Raw genomic sequence first — 18801 nt, forward strand, 5'->3', positions numbered from 1 at the left:
ACGGACAACCGCCGGGGGGCCGCCGGGTACGGACACGCCTCCACGAGAACGCCCCTCCCGCAGGGGTGGGCGGCTCCACCACAGTGGTCCGCTCAGGCGGGCAGCTCCATGAGGGCGACCGGTACCGAGGTCGGGCGGGGCGAGCCGCCGGCCGGTTCCACCGTGATGCCCACCGCGGAGGCCCCCCGGGGTGAACCGTCCAGCAGTACGGCCTGAGTGACCCGGCCGGCGTCCATCAGCCCCGCCGGCCGCATGGCCCCGGAGTCGTCGAACCACAGCTGGTAGACCTTGCCGCGGGGGGGCACCGCCATCCCGGAGGCCACGAAGGCCACCTGGCCGCGGCTCCTGGAGACGAGAAGCGTGCCGGTCGCCCCGCCCGCGAGGCGTACGTGGCGGGATGCCGCGTCGGGGGCCGAGAGGACCGCCGCGAGGTCGTCCGCCCGCTGCCGGGACGCGCTCGCCCGCCGGCCCGCGTCGTCGGCCCTGGTGTGCTGCCAGACCGTGGTGCCGGCGAGTCCGGCGGCCACCGCGACGCACGCCGCCAGCGCCAGGCGTCCGAGCCGCCGGGTGAGCGCACGGGACGGAGCGGGCGGACGGACCCGCGGGACGTCCTGCCGGACGGCGGAGACACGGTCCAGGACCCGCGCCTTCATCGCGGGGTGCGGCGGGGCCGAGACCGCCAGCCCCATCCTGACCGCGGCGGCGGCCAGTTCGGCCACCTCCTCGGCGCAGGCCGCGCACGCGGCGAGGTGCTCCTCGAACTCGGCGCGCTCCTGGTCCGGGAGTGCGTGCAGGGCGTACGCACCGGTCAGGGTGTGCAGGTCGGCGGTGGTCGTCACGCGCTCACTCCCAGGCAGTCACGCAGTCGGATGAGACCGTCACGCAGACGGGTCTTGACCGTCCCCAGCGGCACGGACAGTCGGGCGGCCACCTCGCGGTAGGTCAGTCCCTGGTAGTAGGCCAGCGTCACGGACTGGCGCTGCAGCTCCGTGAGCGTGCGCAGACAGCGGCGTACCTGCTCGCGTTCGAGCCGGATCTCGACCTGCTCGGTCACCTCGTCGTACTCGGGCAGCCGGTCGAGCAGCGCCGCCCGGTGATCCCGGGCGGCCGTGGCCTCGGCGAAGCGGACCCGGTCCACCGCGCGCCGATGGGCCAGCGTGAGCACCCAGTTGATGGCCGAGCCGCGCGCGGCCTCGAAACGGGGCGCGGTGCGCCACACCTCGACCAGCACGTCCTGGGTGACCTCCTCGGACTGGGCCGGGTCCCGCAGCACCGCGCGCACCACGCCGAGCACCGGGCCGGCGACGGCGTCGTAGAGTCCGGTGAAGGCCTGCTCGTCGCCACAGGCCACGGACCGCATCAGCGCTTCGAGGTCGGGACGCCGGGCCGGGTCGCTCCCGATGTACACGGCTTCTTTCACTTGGCCATCCTTCGGAACGCGCGGGAACGCGGGTGGCGGGCGGGTGGCCGGACCGGGGTCCGGCCACCCTCCCCGCTCCTCCCCGTCACGGGAGTCGTGGTGCGGCGCCGGGTGCTGACGTCAGCTCCTCGGCGCCGGCACTCCGGCGTCAGCTCTTCGGCATCAGCACGGTGTCGACGATGTACACGTTGGCGTTGGCGGTCTTGACGTTGCCGCAGACGACCTTGGAGGCGTCGTTGACCTTGTACGACTCGCCGGAGCCCGCGGTCTTCAGCTCTGACTTCTCCAGCGTGGGGTAGGAGCCGCTCTCCAGGTCCTTGGGAGCGAGCTTCTGGCCCACGACGTGGTACGTGAGGATCTTCGTCAGCTGCGCCTTGTCGGCCAGGACCTTGTCCAGCGTGGCCTTCGGGATCTTCGCGAAGGCGTCGTTGGTCGGCGCGAACACCGTGATGTTCTGGGCGGTGTTGAGCGTGTCGACCAGACCGGCCTTCTTCACCGCGGTGACCAGCGTGGACAGGGCCGGGTTGTTGGACGCGGCGGTCGCCACCGGGTCCTTGGCCATGCCGTCGAAGGAGCCCGCGCCGTTCTTCGGCACCGTGGCACAGCCCGGCCCGAAGGGCTGGTCGCCGCCGGTCATGTCGCCGGAGCCGGTGGTGGCGCTGTCGGTCGCGGTGTCGCTCGCGGTGGACGAGGACTTCGCGTTGTCGGAGGAGGCGCTGTCCTTGCCGTTGTCCGAGCAGGCGCTCAGAGCGAGGGGCAGAACGGCGGCCGCGGCGACGGTGAGGGCGGTACGGCGGAAACGGGTGTTCATGGAGTTCTCCTAGGACGACGCGGCAGGGAAGCCGCGTTCGAGGGGGGAATTTCGGATGGGAATGAGGATCGGAGAGGAATGGGGAATCGGAGGGAGAGGGAAAGGAGGGGGAGCCTGGTGGGGGGGGAAGGACGGAGGAAGAATGGAAGGAACGGAGAGGGCGGAAAGGCGGGAAGGCGGGAAGGGAGCGGAAACGGGGTGGGGGGCAAGGGCGTTCGGATGAATGGACGACGCGTGCGCCGGGTTTCCGTACGGGCGCGCTGGACCGCATCCGGTGGGGCCGCTCAGTCCACGGTCACCACCACCGAGTGCCGGCCGCCGGCGCCGTCCGGGACGGTCCGGGTCCGCAGCGCGGTCTGTACCCGGCCGGTGCCGTCGGTGGCCCGGACGGTCAGCGTGTGACCGCCCTTGGTCGCCTCCCACGGGAAGGACCACTGCCGCCAGGTGTCGACGGTGTCCTCGGCGGCGAGACGGGCCCGCTGCCAGGGGCCGTCGTCGACCCGCACCTCCACCTCGCGGACACCGCGGTGCTGGGCCCAGGCGACCCCGGCGACCATCACCGTGCCCGCCCGCGGACGGGCGAACGGCTTGGGCGTGTCGATCCGGGACTGGGTCTTGATCGGTGCCCTGCGCGCCCAGTCCCGTTTCACCCAGTACGGGTCGTAGGCGTCGAAGGTGGTGAGCTCGATGTCCTGGATCCACTTGCACGCGGACACGTAGCCGTAGAGGCCGGGCACCACCATGCGGACCGGGAAACCGTGCTCGAAGGGGAGCGGCCGGCCGTTCATGCCGACGGCGAGCAGCGCGTCCCGGCCGTCCATCACGTCGTCGACCGGGCTTCCGATGGTCATGCCGTCGACCGAGCGGGCGACCAGCTGATCGGCCGGACCGCCCTTCGAGGGGGGTGTCACCCCGCACTCGGCCAGCAGATCCGCCAGCCGTACCCCGATCCAGCGCGCGTTGCCCACGTAGGGGCCGCCGACCTCGTTGGACACGCAGGTCAACGTGATGTCGCGCTCGATCAGTTCACGGCGCAGCAGGTCGTCGAAGGAGAGTGACACCGGCCGGGTCACCCCCTTGCCGTGGACGCGCAGCCGCCAGGTGGTGGCGTCGATCCTGGGCACGACCAGGGCCGTGTCGACCCGGTAGAAGTCCTCGGTCGGCGTCAGGAACGGACCGACGCCGGGAATCCGCAGCCCCGCGCGGCGGGGAACGGGGGTCGCCGGAGAGCCGGGTGCGGGCAGGATCACCTTGTCGCGGGCGGCCACCGCGTCACGGCCGCGGCTGCCGTTCAGCGACCGTCCCAGCGCTCCGGCGCCGGTGGAGGCCGCGGCGGCCGCTGTGGCGGACAGCAGGAAGCCGCGCCGGTCCCAGCCGGGTTCCCTCGGCGTGGCGGGCCCGCCGACGGTGTCGTCGGCCGCCACGGGACGGTCCCCGCCGGGCCGGTCGGCCGGCGCGGCGTCGAGATGCCCGGTCACGGACGGACGGCCGGCGAGCCAGTACAGCAGCAGACCGCCCGTCAACGCGCCCGCCACGGACGGCAGCGCGTCGGTCGCGCCCGTGGAGTCCGGACGGCTGAGCGCGGCCGCCGCGCCGACGACGCCGAACACGAGCACTCCGGCCGCGCCGGTCCGGCGGTGGGCCTTCGCGAGGAGACCGAGCAGGATCGCCAGGGCGGCGAGCGCGGCGAGAATTCCGAGTTGCAGAACGAGTTTGTCGTCCGTGCCGAAGTGGCGGATCGCCCAGTCCTTCACGGGCGTCGGTGTCCGGTCGATCGCCGCCGACCCGACGGCCACGACCGGTCCGGCCTCCGGACGTACGAACGCGGACACCAACTCGGCGAAGGCCAGGGCCGCGTAGCCGGCGAGCAGTCCGCTCAGCGCGGCACGCGCCCGCCGCATCCACCGGATGCCGTTCCTCGACGTACTCGGTTCTTGTCTCACGGCCGGAATCCGAAGCAGAACAGTGCCGCGGATTGGTCGCTCATCACATCGGAGGAATTTTCGTTCCCGACCAATCCGCGCCGCGTTCCGCTTCGAACAAGAGGGCACGAAAGGACGGGAGCGGGGCCGGGCCGCGGGAAAAGTCCGGGGATTCATCGGAAATCGCCGGACGCCCGGTGGATTCGCGTGGCGGCTCGCCTACGGTCCGGACACCGACCGCGGCGGCCGGGGGCCCTCGCGACGGCGTACGGGCACGGGACGTGCTCCCCGGTTCTCCGCCTGCTTCGGCTTCTCAGGCCTGCTGACCACTTCCTCACATGTCCCGTCCAGGATGATGATCATGTCTTTCTCCATCAACCGCACGGGCGGTGTCCGCCCGGGGACGGCCGCGGTGGTCCTGATCCTGTCCGTCGCCCTCACCGGATGCGGGAGCGGCACCGGATCCGCCGGCGGCGCGCGGACAGCGGCCGCCGACGCGCCCGCCGCCGCGTCCGGCACGACGCAGGCCCGGCCCTCCCGGCCCTCCGCGGGCAGCGGGGCGCCCGGCAGCGCCACCGCCGCGCGGCTGCCCGGCCTGGGCGCCCGCACGCTCGCCGCCGTCCCCCGCACGGCGCGGCAGGTCGTCCTGGTCACCGGCCGGGGCAGGAACTCCCCGGTGTCGGAGGCGACGTTGTACCGGCGTACGGACACGGGCTGGGAAGCCGGGGCCCAGTGGCCCGCCCACAACGCGCTCCGGGGCTGGACGGACGACCACCATTCCGGTGATCTCCGGTCCCCCATAGGCGTGTTCGCCCTCACCGACGCCGGGGGACGGCTGTCCGACCCCGGCAGCAGACTGCCGTACGACCGCTCGGGTGGCTTCACCGTCGGCGGCACCGGTTTCGAGGGCGAACCGCTCGCGGGCTCCTTCGACTACGTCGTCGCGATCAACTACAACCGCGAGCCCGGCACGTCACCGCTCGACTGGACCCGCCCGCTCGGCGCGGGCCGCGGCGGCGGGATCTGGCTGCACGTGGACCACGGCGGCCCGACGCACGGCTGCGTCAGCCTCGCCCAGCGGCACATGAGGGAACTCCTGCTCACGCTCGACCCCGCCCAGCACCCCGTCGTCGTCATGGGTGACGCCGCGTCCCTCGCCCGCTGACGTCCGGGACCGCGCCCCATGCCCCGTGCGCGGGAGGGGTGTCGGGTCCGGACAGGTCAGTCGGGGTGTGCGGTACGGATCCTCAAGGGCGTTTCGAGGGTCTGTTCGGTGAGGGGATCGAGGAGTTTGGCCGGCCCCGGCGCGGGCCGCGCGACACCGGGGCTCCGCGGTGTCCGGGGACCTTCGGGGCCGCGTGGACCTTCGGGGCTCCGCGGAGCGCCCGGGGACCGCGTGTCCCTCGGCCCTTCCGGGGTGCCCGGGCCGCCCGACGGACCCTCCGGACCCGACGACCCCACCGGACCTGTCCGACCCGACGACCCCACCGACCCCACCGACCCCACCGGCCCCGCCGGACCGGACGGTCCCTCCGGGCACGACCGTCCCCGCGGACCCGACGCATCCGACGCACCCCGCGTGTCCCGCGTGTCTCGAATGTCCGCACGGTCCTCGGCCATGGACTCGGTGGAGTCCCCCCGGGCGGTGGCGCGGACCTCGCGGACGCCTGCGTCCGCGTGCCGGGTCCCGACGAGGGACCGGTACGTGGCCGGGTGGACCACGAAGAACATCATCGCCGCGTGCAGCGGGGCCAGCAGGGGAGCCGTCAGCCGTTCCGTACGGCTCAGGCCGGGCCGCAGGACCGCGTACAGCAGCGCTTCGGCCAGCGTGAACACCCCGACGCCCGCCAGGGCGTGGAGCAGCGGGGCGGCGGAACCGGTGCGCCGGACCTCCGCCACGAGGCCGAGGGACAGGAGCGGCAGCAGGGCCCCGGCGCCCAGCTCCACCAGCCGGGCCGTCCGGGCGGACGCCGGCAGGGCGAGGAGCTCCCAGGGGACCAGACGCCGGACCGCCCCCGCGCGGCGCAGCTGCTGCCTGTAGGTCTCGCCGAGGGTGCCGGGCGCGTCGGCGGTGACGTAGGCGCGCGGCACGGAGACCACCCGGCCGCGCGAGCGGGCGTAGCCGCAGAGTTGACGGTCGTCGTCGCCAGCGGTGCCGCCCGAGGACACGTAGTGCTCCAGATGGTCCGACAGGACGGGCATCCGGTAGAGCGAGACGCCCCCCGGGGCCGGGCGCGCGGCCCCCACGGCGGAGCGCAGTCCACGCCCGAGCACGCACAGGACGAACAGCCTGAGGTCCGTCAGCCGGGCGGTGAGGCCGGCGTGCCGGTCCCGGGTGAGCACGGTTCCGGTGCAGGCCTGGACACGGCGGTCGTTCAGGACGCGCAGCATCTGCCAGACCGCGTCCTTGTGCACCTCGGAGCCCGCGTCCACGGTGAGGACGTAGTCGAACGGCCGCCCGTTGCCCCGCAGTCGGCGCACCACCGTGGCGCGGGCCGCGCGTCTGCCGACGCCGGGCAGCCGGTGCCAGGTGACCGAGGGATGCTCGAACGGGACGACGGGCGCCGCGGATCCGTCGTCGACGACATGGACGGCGTCGACCGGCCTGGACTGCCCGGTCAGCGAGCGGACGGTCGCGTACAGCCGCGCGGTGGCACCTTCGCCTCCACCGTCGCCCTCGCCCCCACCGGCCCCTCCGCGCCCGCCGTCGCCGTCGCCTTCGCCTTCGCCGGGACCCTCGTCGACCCGTACGGAGACGATCGCCAGCACGCGTCCCGGTGCCGCGCGTTTGTGTCTGCTGCCGACCGGAAGGGCGGCGAGAGCCGTGCACACCAGAACGGCCACCGCCAGCAGAACGGGCCACGACTCAGTCGGCATGCCGCTTCTTCCCCGCGACGCGGCGGTGGCCCGACCCGCCCGCGATGATCAGCAGGACAGCGAACAAGATATTCACACTTCCCCCTCGTTACCCTCCCCAGGCTTCAACAAGGGCGAGGCCGCGCAAGGGCCTGTTGCCGTTTCGCGACATACGGGTGGTTGCACGGATAAATGCGCGCCCCTCGCGCACGCCGCACACGCCGCGCGTCCGGCGCACCCCGCACACCCCGCACATCGACGCCACGCGCTTCAGAACCGTGTCGCGAGTGTCAGGAACTGTCGTCTCCGCGTCAGATGACGGCCAACACCGTGGCCGCGCCGTACCGCCGGCGCGTTCCATGGGACCCGGATGCCCGTATGGACGTACGCCGAGGGGTGGGCCAGCGATGAGCGAGGCGGAGCGGCGACGTGTCGTGGTGGGGGTCAGCGGTTCGCTGGGCAGCCTCGCGGCCCTGCACCGGGGCGCGGCCGAGGCGCACCGCAGGGGTGCCGGGCTGGTGGCCGTGGGCGCGTGGGAGCCGCCACGAGGAGCGCTCACGCATCCGAGTTCGATGCTCGCGCCGCCCGTGGCCGAGTTCCGGGAGCTGGCGGCCGAACGGCTGCGTGCCGCCCTGGACACAGCCTTCGGCGGCGCCGGGCCCGGAGTGCCGCTGCGGGTGGTGGCCGTGTGGGACCGGCCGGGGCGCGCCCTGGTGCGGGTCGCCGACCGTGCCGGTGACCTCCTGGTGATCGGCGCCGGGCGCCGTGGCAGGGTGCACCGCGCGCTGCTTCCCTCGGTGGCGCGCTACTGCCTCGCGCACGCCTCCTGTCCGGTGCTGGCCGTGCCCCGCTCCCCGCTGCACCGCGAACTCGCCGCGGTGCGGCGCCGGGTCAGCCTACGCCTGCCGCTGAACGCGGGAGAGCTGACGGACGGCCGCTCCTGAGACCCGGCCCGCTCCCCGGGAGCCCGGGGCGCGTCCCCTCCACCCCCGTACGGCCGCCCTTGCTTGCAGATGCAAGCATCTCGCGCCTATGTTGGCGCGCATGCAGTCCTACACCATCGGTCAGGCCGCCCGGCTGCTCGGCGTGAGCCCGGACACCGCGCGGCGGTGGGCGGACGCCGGGCGCATCACCACGCGTCGCGACGAGGGCGGCCGGCGTGTCATCGACGGACGCGACCTCGCGGCCTTCTCCGTCGATCTGGCGAAGACCGGCGAGGAGGACGAGACGTCCTACACCTCGGTGCGCAACGCCTTCCCGGGCATCGTCACCGCCGTCAAACTCGGCGACGTGGCGGCCCAGGTGGAGATCCAGGCCGGACCGCACCGGCTGGTCTCCCTGCTGACCCGGGAGGCCGTCGAGGAACTCGGCCTGGAGGTCGGCGTGGAGGCCACCGCCCGTGTGAAGTCCACCAACGTGCACATCGACCGGACCTGAGGGCCGTCCGGGAACCTCGGCGGGCGGTGGCCCCGCGTGCTCAGGCCGTGGTCGCCGGAGGTGCCGTCGGCGCCGTGGCCGTCGAGTAGGAGTGCGCCCCCGTGCCCGCGAGGCCGGCGCCGTCGACGATCAGGTACTCGTCCCGGATCGGGGTGCCGTCGAGCCACGACTCCAGGATCTCCCGGGTGCCCGCCGCGTAGCGGGCCTGGGCGGAGAGCGAGGAGCCCGAGATGTGCGGGGTCATGCCGTGGTGCGGCATGGTGCGCCAGGGATGGTCGGCCGGCGCGGGCTGCGGGTACCAGACGTCACCCGCGTACCCCGCCAACTGCCCGCTGCGCAGCGCGCGTCCCACCGCGTCCCGGTCCACGATCAGGGCCCGCGCCGTGTTGATCAGATACGCGCCGCGCTTCATCGTCGCGAGCAGCTCGTCCCCGAACAGCCCTTCCGTCTCCGGGTGCAGGGGCGCGTTGACGGTGACCACGTCGCAGTGCGGCACCATGTCGGCCGTGGTCGGGTGGAAGGTCAGGCCGAGTTGCCGCTCGACCGCCTCCGGCAGCCGGTGCCGGTCGGTGTAGTGCAGCTTCACGTCGAAGGGCGCGAGACGGCGCAGCACCGCGAGCCCGATGCGTCCGGCGGCGACCGTGCCGACGTGCATGCCCTCCAGGTCGTACGAACGGGCCACGCAGTCCGCGATGTTCCAGCCGCCGTCCAGGACCACTCGGTGCGAGGGAAGGTAGTTGCGGACCAGGGAGAGCGTCATCATGACGACGTGCTCGGCGACGCTGATGCTGTTGCAGTACGTCACCTCGGCCACCGTGACACCGTGCTCGATGGCGGCGTCGAGGTCGACGTGGTCGGAGCCGATGCCGGCCGTGATCGCGAGCTTCAGGTTCTTCGCGGCGGCGATCCGCTCGGGGGTCAGGTACGCCGGCCAGAACGGCTGGGAGATCACCACGTCGGTGTCGGGCAGTTCGCGGTCGAAGACCGAGCCGTCGCCGTCCTTGTCGGAGGTGACGACCAGGGTGTGTCCGCGTTCCTCCAGGAAGCGCCGCAGGCCGAGTTCACCCGTCACACTGCCGAGCAGCCGGCCCGGCGTGAAGTCGGTGGCCTTGGGAGTCGGCGTGGTCTGCCCGCCGGGATAGTGGTCGATGGCGGGCAGGTCGTCGCGGGCGTACGTCGTCGGATATCCGTCGGTCGGGTCGTCGTACAGCACACAGAGCACCTTGGCCATGTCGCGGCTCTCCTCAACTCCGTCTACGGAAGGTCCCTTTCACCATGCTCGGAGTCGATTCCGCAGGTCAAAGCGAATGTCGCTATACGGAGATAGCCGACGGCTATCAACTCCGCGCGGTACCCAGGTAGCTGGTCAGCAGGGCGTCCAGCGCGTCCCGTGCACCCGCCTCGCGCGCCACCTTCACCAGCGCCTCCGCCAGGACGGACGGGGGGTCGTCCCGCGCCACCACGAGCCCCACCCGCGGCCCGTGCGCGGGCCCTTCGAGGGGCACCACCCGCATGCCGTCCGGCACGCCGAACATGTGCAGCCACGCGTGTGAGATCACGCTGGACCAGCGGCCGCCCGGCAGCTGCGCGTACAGTCCGGCCACGCTGTCGGACTCGATCGTGGGCGCCGCCGTCGCGCCGTCCGCGGCAAAGCACTCGTCGATGATGCGGCGGTTGCGCATCCGGGGATTGAGCAGACACAGCGGCAGCCCGGCCGCACGGGACCAGCGGGCCGTCGACGCCGTGGCCAGCGGGCCGTCCACCGGGGTCAGCAGCACGTACCGCTCCTCGTACAGCGGGAAGCGCCGCATGTGCCGCAGCCCGTCGTCGTCGAGGTACGTCATCGCCGCGTCGAGCTCGAACTCGGCCAGCCCGTGGGAGATGTCCACGGACGACAGGGACTCCAGACTGACCCGGACCCCCGGGTGACGCTCACAGAACGGGGTGGTCAGGAGGGAGGCCGCGGGCAGCGCGGTGGGCACGATGCCCAGACGCAGGGTGCCGGTCAGGCCGCCGCGCAGCGCCGACAGCTCCTGGTGCAGCGCGTCGCGCTCGGCGAGGATGCGATGCGCCCAGGCCAGCACCACCTCGCCCTCCGGGGTCAGCCCCTCGTACCGCCGCCCCCGGCGCACGATCGGCACGCCCAGCTCGTGTTCGAGGCGGCGGATCGCGGCGGACAGCGAGGGCTGCGACACGAAGCAGGCGGCCGCCGCGCGGGCGAAGTGCCGCTCCCGGGCGAGCGCGACCAGGTACTCCAGCTGACGCAGCAGCATGCGCGACCTCCCGCGGACGGCCGGCCGTCGACCGCCGGCGGGTCAGGCTCGCAGACGGGTTCGCGTCACGTCCATGGGCGTGCGGGACCGTAGCGGCCGTCCACGTGGATGGTGTCGATGCGGCTGATGTGCCGCGCGCCGCAGCGGTCCTGGGGCAGCACGAGCTGGGGGCCGGCCAGGTCCAGCGGGGTGCCGTCGGCGCCGACCGCGAGGAGCACGGGGGCGTGGGCGAAGTCGGGGTCGATCTCGGCCCAGGTGAGCAGGGCGTGATGGCCGTCCGCGCCGCCCACCGCGATGAGGAAGCGCAGGCGGTCCTTGCGGCGGGCGGGATCGAAGCCGGGGCCTGCGTCGCGCAGCACGTCGTGCAGCAGCGGGCCCTCGAAGCGGTGGTGCTGCACGCCGCTGGTGGCGCACTCGAAACTGACCCGGGCGCGGTGCTGGGGCCAGCCCAGCAGATCGGGCACGGTCAGCCGGGCCGGGCGGGCGAGGTCCCCGGTCAGGGCGACCGTCGCGAGCGAGTGCGCGGGCGGATGTGTCAGGGACCGGCTCACTGGGCACCACCTCCCGGAAACCGTACCCAGAGCACCGTCCCGTACAAACGCACATGCGGACACCCGGTCATCGATCACACGGCTCATGCGATGCGACAGGAGACTTATGGCTCGCATCTGCGAAAGTATGATTGGCGTCAGCATGCTGAGGCCTTCGAGGGAGTACACCTGATGACCCGATCCGCGCGCCGAAACCGCCGCACCGGCCGGATGCTGCAGGCGGCCGGTGTCGGCGCCGCCGCGCTGCTGGCCCTGAGCGCCTGCTCCTCCGACTCGGACGGCTCCACGAAGTCCGACAGCTCCGCGAAGTCCAGCTCCTCCCCGAAGTCCGACAAGCTGTCGGGCACGGTGACGGTGTTCGCCGCCGCCTCGCTCAAGGAGAGCTTCACGACCCTGGGCAGGGACTTCGAGACGGCCCACCCGGGCACGAAGGTGACCTTCAACTTCGGCGGCAGCGACACGCTCGCGGCCAGCATCACCGGAGGTGCCCCGGCCGACGTGTTCGCCGCCGCGAGCCCCAAGACGATGGCGATCGTGACGGACAAGAACGACGCGGTCGGCACTCCGGCCACCTTCGTGCGCAACCAGCTGGAGATCGCGACCCTGCCCGGCAACCCCGACAAGGTCGCCTCCCTCAAGGACCTCACCAAGTCCGGTCTGAAGGTGGTGCTGTGCGACAAGACGGTGCCGTGCGGCGCCGCCGCGCAGAAGGCGCTGGACGCCAGCAGTCTCAAGCTCACGCCGGTCTCCTACGAGCAGGACGTCAAGAGCGCCCTGACGAAGGTGGAGCTGAAGGAGGCCGACGCGGCGGTCGTCTACAAGACCGATGTGAACGCCGCGGGTGACAAGGTGGAGGGCGTGGAGTTCCCCGAGTCGGCCAAGGCCGTCAACGACTACCCGATCGCCCTGCTCAAGGACGCGCCCAACGCGGCCGCGGCCAAGGAGTTCATCGCGCTCGTGCAGTCCCCCGAGGGCCAGAAGGTACTGACCACGGCCGGATTCCTGCAGCCGTGACCGAACCGGACCGTGCGGACGCCGAGGTTCTCGTGCGGGGCGACACCCCGGGCGACGGACCCCGGCGTCCGCGCGTCCGGCCACGCGTCCGGGCGGTGGCCCTCCCCCGGATCCGGCCGTCCGGCCGCCCGGGTGTCCGGGGCGGGGTGCCGCTGCCGCTGCTCCTGCCGGCCCTCGTCGGCCTGGCGTTCCTGCTGCTGCCGCTGATCGCGCTGCTCGTACGGGCTCCCTGGCGCGGCCTGCCGGACCTGCTGACCAGTACCGCGGTGTGGCAGGCCCTGCAGCTCTCCCTGGTCTGCGCGACCGCGGCGACCGGGGTGAGCCTGGTCCTGGGCGTGCCCCTGGCCTGGCTCCTCGCCCGCACCGACTTCCCCGGACGGGGGTTCGTCCGCGCGCTGGTGACCCTGCCCCTCGTCCTGCCGCCCGTGGTCGGCGGTGTGGCACTGCTCCTGGCGCTGGGGCGCAACGGTGTGGTCGGGCAGTGGCTGGACGCCTGGTTCGGGATCACGCTGCCGTTCACCACGACGGGGGTGGTGGTCGCGGAGGCGTTCGTGGCGATGCCGTTCCTGGTCATCAGCGTGGAGGGCACGCTCCGGGCGGCCGACCCGCGGTACGAGGAGGCCGCCGCGACGCTCGGCGCCTCCCGGTTCACCGCGTTCCGCCGGGTCACCCTGCCGCTGATCGCGCCGGGCATCGCGGCGGGCGCCGTCCTCGCCTGGGCCCGCGCGCTCGGCGAGTTCGGGGCGACCATCACCTTCGCCGGCAACTTCCCCGGCCGTACCCAGACCATGCCGCTCGCCGTCTACCTGGCCCTGCAGAGCGACCCCGACGCGGCGATCGCGCTCAGCCTGGTGCTGCTCGTCGTGTCGATCGCGGTCCTCGCCGGACTGCGGGACCGCTGGATGACGGGGGCGGCATGACGGGAGTGAACCCCGACCCCACGACGGGCGGAACCCCGGAGCCGGTGGCGAGGCCGGAACCGGTCACGGAAGCGCGGCCGCCCGGGGGGCCGGACCCGCTCGCGAAGCCGGACGCCGCGCCGGAGCGGGGGCCGGACCCGGTGCGGGACCATGGGCTCGACGCCCGGCTCGTCGTCGACCGTGGCGCCTTCCACCTGGACGTGGCACTGAACGTCGCCCCCGGTGACGTGGTCGCGCTCCTCGGACCGAACGGCGCCGGGAAGACCACCGCGCTGCGGGCCCTGGCCGGACTCACCCCGCTCTCCCGCGGCGGCCGGCTCCGCCTGGACGGTGTCCCGCTGGACCGCACGCCGCCGGAGTCCCGTCCGGTCGGCGTCGTCTTCCAGGACTACCTGCTCTTCCCGCACCTGACGGCCCTGGACAACGTCGCGTTCGGGCCGCGCTGTCAGGGCGTGCCGAAAGCGGAGGCACGGGCGCTGGCCGCCGACTGGCTCGACCGGATGGGGGTGGCCGACCACGCCGGCGTCAGACCGCGCCGGCTCTCCGGCGGACAGGCCCAGCGCGTCGCCCTCGCCCGGGCGCTGGCCATCAGGCCCCGGCTGCTCCTTCTCGACGAGCCGCTCGCGGCGCTCGACGCCCGCACCCGCCTCGACGTGCGCGCCGGACTCCGGCGCCATCTCGCCGAGTTCGAGGCCGTCGCCGTGCTCGTCACCCACGACCCGCTCGACGCGATGGTGCTGGCCGACCGGCTGGTCGTCGTCGAGCACGGCCGCGTGGTCCAGGAGGGGACGCCCTCGGACATCGCCCGCCGCCCGCGCACGGACTACATCGCCCAGCTGGTCGGGCTCAACCTCTACCGGGGCACGGCCGAAGGGCACACCGTACGACTGGACGCGGGCCCGGCGATCACCACCACCGAGGAGCCGGCCGGCCCCGTCTTCGTGGCCTTCCCGCCCGGCGCCGTCACCCTGTACCGCGACCGGCCGACCGGCTCCAGCGCGCGCAACCTGTGGCGGTGCGAGGTCGCCGGTCTGGAGACGCACGGCGACCAGATCCGCGTGGACCTCACGGGTGAACTCCCGCTGGCCGCCGACCTGACGACCGTCGCCGCGGCCGAACTCGGCCTGCAGACGGGCACGCCGGTCTGGGCGACGGTCAAAGCCGCCCAGACACACGCGTATCCGGCGTAGGGCGTACGGCGTCGGTGCGCGCGTCGGCATCGGCGTGGGCGCCGGTCACGCGGGCGCGGCCCCCGGCACCGCGTCGGCGCGCACCATCACGCAGTCGAACTCGACCACCCGCGCGGTCGTCTCCTCACGCGTCACCGGGTACATGCCCGTGATCTCGAACCCGGCCTCCTCGTACGTGGCGATCGCCTCCCGCATGCGGGGGCTGCCCTCGTAGAGCCGCAGCGCCGCGACCTCCGACTGCATGCCGACGAAGTCCGCGATCCGCTCGCCCGCCCCGGCGAACACCTCCAGGTCGTAGCCCTGGGTGTCCATCTTCAGGTAGGGGCGGGGATCGTCGATGCCGTCCAGCGCCTTCTCCAGCATCCCGTCCAGCCGGCGGATCTCGATGTCCTCGGTACGGGTCTTCGCGAACCGCTGGTAGCGGTCCTTGCCGTAGTCGCTTGGCGGGAGAAGGGAGTTCATGGTGTTCCAGCCCACGTGGATGGACTGCGCGGAGTCCTCGCGGCCCAGTCCGACGTTGAACACCCGCCAGTCGTCGTCCTTCTCCGCCGCGCGCTCCAGCTTCCGGAAGGCGTCGGCGGTGGGTTCGAAGGAGACGAGGCGGCCGGTGTAGCCGAGCCTGCGCAGCCGGCGGCCGTACTGTCCCGCGTTGGCGCCCACGTCGAAGACGCAGTTCACCCGGTACTTCTCCAGCAGAGCGGTCACGTGCTGGGTGCACAGGTACTCGGCGGCCGCGATCTGGAAGCGGCGCTCGTCGGCCGCCGACGCCGTCTCGTCGACCAGCAGCCGACCGCCGGACTCGCCGAAGGGCACGCTCCCCCAGGCGTCGCCCCGCGCCGAGGACTCCCGGGCGACCACCCACATGTCGGCCTTCTTCTCGGGGCCGACGGGCGTGACCTCGTAGCGTCCGGCGCCACGGGCGACCAGATCGGCCGTGCGTCCCACGGGCACGCGGGAGCGGCTGCCGCGTCGGTAGACCACCGCCGCGCCCGAACCGAGATCGAGGACCTGCACACCTATCCGGGGGAGCAGACCGAGCATTCTTCTGTAAAGGGTCGGCATCCCCACACCCTCGCAGAATCATGCGGGCCAGGGGAGTTGCTCGAACAACTTTCGCCGGAACGAACAATGGATGACGGTCTCCGGCAGCCGGCCCGGCGGATCACCCCACCCGCACCTCCGCGCACGGAGAGACCACGGGTGACCGTCTCCTGTACACCGTTGGCCCGTTTGTGACCCCGATCGCCGGTTGCCGATCGCCGGGGGCGGGCATCACCCGGGGGCAGGACCGCCGCGCGCCGTATCGCGCGGGGCCCGGCCGGCGGGGGTCCGGCCGCCGGGTACCTGGTGTCCTGGGAGGGGAAGTGAGGTTGTCATGCGTGCGCAGCAGCGCGCCGTCCGGCAGACCGCCCGCGTGGAGTACACCCTGCCACGCACGGCCGTTTCGGCAGGCAGGGCCCGTAGGTTGACATCGGCGTTCCTCACCCGGCCGCGTCCGCGGACGGTGCCGCCGACCGCCGACCAGGTCGACGACGCCACGCTCATCGCGTCCGAGCTCGTCGCCAACGCCGTCCGGCACGGGCGTACCGGCTGCCGGTTGCGTCTCCAGGTGGGGCACGGCGGCGAAGTGACCGTCGAGGTCCACGACGACAGTCCGGGCCGGCCCCGGGTCGGCCTGGTGGACAGTGACGCGGAGAGCGGCCGCGGTCTCGCGATGGTCCAGCACCTCGCCCATCGCCTGGAGGTCGTCAGCACGGGCGTCGGCGGCAAGACGGTCCGCGCGGTCCTGGCCGTGTAGCCCGGCCCCGCCCGAACGACTCCGCCCGGCGCCCGTCCGGTAGGGGGTCTTCCGGCCCGGTCGTCCCGGTCCCGGTACCGAACGGAGTCTCCCGGACCCGGGCGTACGACTCTCCGGCGCCCGCCGCGCCGTCCGCCGCCCCCGTCCCCCGTCCGCCCTCCGCCCTCCGCCCTCCGCCCTCCGCCCTCCGGGGATTCGCGCGTCGCGTGTGGCGTGTCGCGCCCACCGGTTCCGGAAGCACACCACTCAGCCGGTCCGCCGGTCCGCCGAGTGGGTGACGCGGGGCGGGCCGCCCTCAGGAGTCGGGCGCCGACGGACCACCCGCATGTAGAGACGTGCCATGCGCTTCTTCCCGGACGCCCCGCGCTCCCGCCACGACAGGCCGCCGACGGGCCTGCGTGCCGTCGCCGGTGCGACGGCGGCAGCGGCCGGCGCCCTGACGGTTCTGCTGCTCATGCTCCCCGGGGGCGAGGACCCCACGCCCCGCGCCCTGTCGGCGGACGAGGCCCGGCGCATGGCACTGGCCCGGTTCCGGGCCTACGAGGCCAGCCCCGCCGAGGTGCGGGTGCGGCTGCCGCCGACGGGGGAGGAGACGGGGACCGTGACCGTGCGCGCCGTGGTCGACCACCGTGCGCGCCGGGCGGTGGGCGCCTGCGAGATGAAGGACGGCGCCCACACGTCACGGGTCCTGCTCTCCTGGGACCCGGACGGCGTCGCCGAGGTCCGGCCGCGGGCTCCGGCGACCGCGGGAGGGCGGGGAACGGGGGCACAGGAAAACCGGACACCGGCACCCGCGCCGGAGGTCGTCACGACCGCCGCGCAGGCCGTCCGCCGGGCACGCGTCCTGGAACCCGGCCGGTGGACCCGTCGTCCCTACTCCACCAGCCCGCTGGACCGTGCCCTGCGTCTGGTGCTGTCCGTGGCCTCCGACCGCCCCGGCGACGCGCGGCGGCTCGCGCGGTCGGGCCCGCTGTGGCTGCGCGAGGAGAAGCTGGACGGCCACGGGTACGGCGTGTTCTCGGGCCCCCGCCCCACGGCTTCGCCCGCCGACACCTCGCCCCTCACCTACTGGATCGACGTCGAGGGCGGCCTCCGCCGCGTCACCGCCCGCGTCACACCCGGCCACTACGCGACGGTCGACTTCGTGGCGGCGAGGGTGCCCACGGGGGTGCCGGGCACACCCTGGGGGAAGACGCCGCGGGAGAAGAAGTGAGACCCGCCGGGCCCGGCGGAACCGGGTGCGGCGGGACGGGCCTCAGGCCGGTTCGGCCCCTGTCAGGTACGGCGGTACGCCTCAGGCCGGTTCGGCCCAGTGGGGCACGGCGGTAGGGGCGGGGGCCGCGGGGCGGCACTCGAAGCCGAGCCGGGTGAGCGCGCGGGCCACCTCGGCCTCGGTGAAGTCCCGGCGGTCCTGCCGGGTGATGACCTCGCCGACCTGCTTGACGGGGTAGGCGTGCGGGCCGACGACCACGGAGGCTCCGGTGGCGGATTCGGGCTCGATGCCCGCCATCGAGTGCTCGACCTCGCTCGGGATGAGGTCGAAGGGGAAACGGGCGATCACACAACGCATGGTGCCTCCGCGGGATGAAGTTCCGTGGCCCGAAAACCGGTTGAGGCGGGCCGGAAAGTGAGCACGGCGGACAGAAGATTTCGCCGGAAATTCAATCCGGTACGAAACCAGTCGCGGGGACGAAACCCGGGGATGAAACAGAAAAGCAGGTGGCCGGGGCCCGCACCTCAGGGTGCAGGTCCCGGCCACCTGTAAGCGTCGGCCGACTCAGAAGTCAGGCGTCAGCGGGTCCCGGACTAGGCGGGGACGATGTTCTCCGCCTGGGGGCCCTTCTGGCCCTGCGTGACGTCGAAGGTCACCTTCTGGCCTTCCTGGAGCTCACGGAAGCCCTGGGTGGCGATGTTCGAGTAGTGGGCGAAGACGTCGGCGCCGCCGCCGTCCTGCTCGATGAAGCCGAAGCCCTTTTCCGCGTTGAACCACTTCACGGTGCCAGTAGCCATGTCAATCTCCTTCGGGGCAAAGCTCGAGGACCCACACTGTGCGGGTCCGCGTCGCCGCGATGTTGCCCCCTCCGGATAAAACCGGAAATTCAGAAGCGACCGACCGGTACGGACCGGAAAGTACGCTCCAAGACTTTGGGAACCACAACTGCAACTGATATCGACACTAGCACGCCGGGGCTCCCGAAGGTCGGCGCACTATCTCACCGCACTCCGGGGAATAAGGAACCACCCCCATGGCCGAGTCATTTTCTATCGCGGCCATGACAGATATTCCGTGACCTCCCACACCGGATCTCCCGCCCCGGAGCTGGGTGGCCCCTCAGGGACGGGCCACCCAGGCCGGACCCCGCCGTACGACGCGTCACCGCGCCGGTCCGCGGCCGCGCGGACGCGCCGGCCGGCTTCCGCCCGGCGTGTCGCGCGCCCTCCCACCCGCCGTCCCGCCCGTCAGGTCCCCCCTCGAGTTGCCGCCCCGCGCGGACCGGTGTGCGCTGGAGACCGTCCCGCGGCCCCCGCGGGACGCACCTCGTACGGGACAGGGCGCACCTCGTACGGGCGGGGGACGGGGAGTGCGACCCGTACGACGCAGGAGGGCG

The 18801-nt window shown here is 73.2% G+C and carries 19 protein-coding genes; 8 read left to right on the top strand and 11 right to left on the bottom strand.

The window, feature by feature from the left end; all coding sequences use genetic code 11:
• Positions 1-92 precede the first annotated feature (92 nt).
• From OG776_RS20670 to OG776_RS20685, 4 genes are all read right to left on the bottom strand, one after another.
• Positions 93-839: an anti-sigma factor gene (locus tag OG776_RS20670; RefSeq protein ID WP_329322094.1), complete on the bottom strand. Its 747-nt coding sequence runs from the start codon at positions 837-839 to the stop codon at positions 93-95.
• Positions 836-1420, bottom strand: coding sequence for a sigma-70 family RNA polymerase sigma factor (locus tag OG776_RS20675; protein WP_148009380.1), 585 nt, complete (start codon positions 1418-1420; stop codon positions 836-838). The genes OG776_RS20670 and OG776_RS20675 overlap by 4 nt, the downstream gene beginning before the upstream one ends.
• A gap of 148 nt (positions 1421-1568) precedes the next feature.
• On the bottom strand, positions 1569-2231 hold the full coding sequence (locus OG776_RS20680; protein ID WP_148009379.1) for a fasciclin domain-containing protein: 663 nt from the start codon (positions 2229-2231) through the stop codon (positions 1569-1571).
• Positions 2232-2515: 284 nt separating this feature from the next.
• Entirely contained in the window at positions 2516-4132 is a 1617-nt protein-coding gene (locus tag OG776_RS20685; protein WP_148007935.1) for a molybdopterin-dependent oxidoreductase, read from the bottom strand.
• Positions 4133-4514: 382 nt separating this feature from the next.
• Between OG776_RS20685 and OG776_RS20690 the strand changes: the two genes are divergently transcribed.
• Positions 4515-5318: a L,D-transpeptidase family protein gene (locus tag OG776_RS20690; protein ID WP_329322097.1), complete on the top strand. Its 804-nt coding sequence runs from the start codon at positions 4515-4517 to the stop codon at positions 5316-5318.
• 56 nt (positions 5319-5374) lie between these two features.
• Here OG776_RS20690 and OG776_RS20695 read toward each other — a convergent pair whose 3' ends face one another.
• Entirely contained in the window at positions 5375-7030 is a 1656-nt protein-coding gene (locus OG776_RS20695) for a glycosyltransferase family 2 protein (protein WP_329322099.1), read from the bottom strand.
• Positions 7031-7416: 386 nt separating this feature from the next.
• Between OG776_RS20695 and OG776_RS20700 the strand changes: the two genes are divergently transcribed.
• Entirely contained in the window at positions 7417-7953 is a 537-nt protein-coding gene (locus tag OG776_RS20700; RefSeq protein WP_148007931.1) for a universal stress protein, read from the top strand.
• Between the two features lie 100 nt (positions 7954-8053).
• Positions 8054-8446: a TOBE domain-containing protein gene (locus tag OG776_RS20705; protein ID WP_329322102.1), complete on the top strand. Its 393-nt coding sequence runs from the start codon at positions 8054-8056 to the stop codon at positions 8444-8446.
• Positions 8447-8486: 40 nt separating this feature from the next.
• On the opposite strand, the gene OG776_RS20710 is transcribed toward OG776_RS20705, so the two are convergent.
• The 3 genes from OG776_RS20710 to OG776_RS20720 form a co-directional block, all read right to left on the bottom strand.
• Positions 8487-9677, bottom strand: a complete 1191-nt coding sequence (locus tag OG776_RS20710) for an NAD-dependent formate dehydrogenase (RefSeq protein ID WP_329322104.1) — start codon at positions 9675-9677, stop codon at positions 8487-8489.
• Positions 9678-9783: 106 nt separating this feature from the next.
• Positions 9784-10719 (bottom strand): LysR family transcriptional regulator, encoded by a 936-nt coding sequence (locus tag OG776_RS20715; protein WP_329322106.1) that lies wholly within the window; start codon positions 10717-10719, stop codon positions 9784-9786.
• Positions 10720-10784: 65 nt separating this feature from the next.
• Positions 10785-11270, bottom strand: coding sequence for a molybdopterin-dependent oxidoreductase (locus OG776_RS20720; protein ID WP_329322108.1), 486 nt, complete (start codon positions 11268-11270; stop codon positions 10785-10787).
• Positions 11271-11441: 171 nt separating this feature from the next.
• Between OG776_RS20720 and modA the strand changes: the two genes are divergently transcribed.
• Genes modA through OG776_RS20735 form a run of 3 tightly spaced genes read left to right on the top strand, consistent with a single transcriptional unit; the run spans position 11442 to position 14394 of the window.
• Positions 11442-12284 carry a molybdate ABC transporter substrate-binding protein gene (gene modA, locus OG776_RS20725; protein ID WP_329322110.1) on the top strand — a complete coding sequence of 281 codons (843 nt, stop codon included), beginning with the start codon at positions 11442-11444 and terminating at the stop codon, positions 12282-12284.
• Positions 12281-13204 carry a molybdate ABC transporter permease subunit gene (gene modB / locus OG776_RS20730; protein ID WP_443077277.1) on the top strand — a complete coding sequence of 308 codons (924 nt, stop codon included), beginning with the start codon at positions 12281-12283 and terminating at the stop codon, positions 13202-13204. Before modA ends, modB begins: the two co-directional genes overlap by 4 nt.
• Entirely contained in the window at positions 13201-14394 is a 1194-nt protein-coding gene (locus tag OG776_RS20735; RefSeq protein WP_329322112.1) for an ABC transporter ATP-binding protein, read from the top strand. Before modB ends, OG776_RS20735 begins: the two co-directional genes overlap by 4 nt.
• Positions 14395-14439: 45 nt before the next feature.
• Here the strand turns inward: OG776_RS20735 and OG776_RS20740 are convergent, their stop codons facing one another.
• The gene (locus OG776_RS20740; protein ID WP_329322113.1) at positions 14440-15435 is read right to left on the bottom strand and encodes an FkbM family methyltransferase; all 996 of its coding nucleotides are present in this window, start codon (positions 15433-15435) and stop codon (positions 14440-14442) included.
• A 334-nt stretch (positions 15436-15769) separates the two neighbouring features.
• Between OG776_RS20740 and OG776_RS20745 the strand changes: the two genes are divergently transcribed.
• Positions 15770-16192, top strand: coding sequence for an ATP-binding protein (locus tag OG776_RS20745; RefSeq protein ID WP_261994412.1), 423 nt, complete (start codon positions 15770-15772; stop codon positions 16190-16192).
• Between the two features lie 340 nt (positions 16193-16532).
• Positions 16533-17405, top strand: a complete 873-nt coding sequence (locus OG776_RS20750; protein WP_148007924.1) for a hypothetical protein — start codon at positions 16533-16535, stop codon at positions 17403-17405.
• An 81-nt stretch (positions 17406-17486) separates the two neighbouring features.
• Here OG776_RS20750 and OG776_RS20755 read toward each other — a convergent pair whose 3' ends face one another.
• Both OG776_RS20755 and OG776_RS20760 read right to left on the bottom strand, forming a co-directional pair.
• Complete coding sequence (locus OG776_RS20755) at positions 17487-17762, bottom strand: SCO5918 family protein (RefSeq protein WP_329322117.1); 276 nt, start codon at positions 17760-17762, stop codon at positions 17487-17489.
• A gap of 236 nt (positions 17763-17998) precedes the next feature.
• On the bottom strand, positions 17999-18202 hold the full coding sequence (locus tag OG776_RS20760; RefSeq protein ID WP_010986199.1) for a cold-shock protein: 204 nt from the start codon (positions 18200-18202) through the stop codon (positions 17999-18001).
• Positions 18203-18801 lie beyond the last annotated feature (599 nt).

The sequence above is a fragment of the Streptomyces sp. NBC_01689 genome, from assembly GCF_036250675.1.
Classification (GTDB): Bacteria; Actinomycetota; Actinomycetes; order Streptomycetales; family Streptomycetaceae; genus Streptomyces.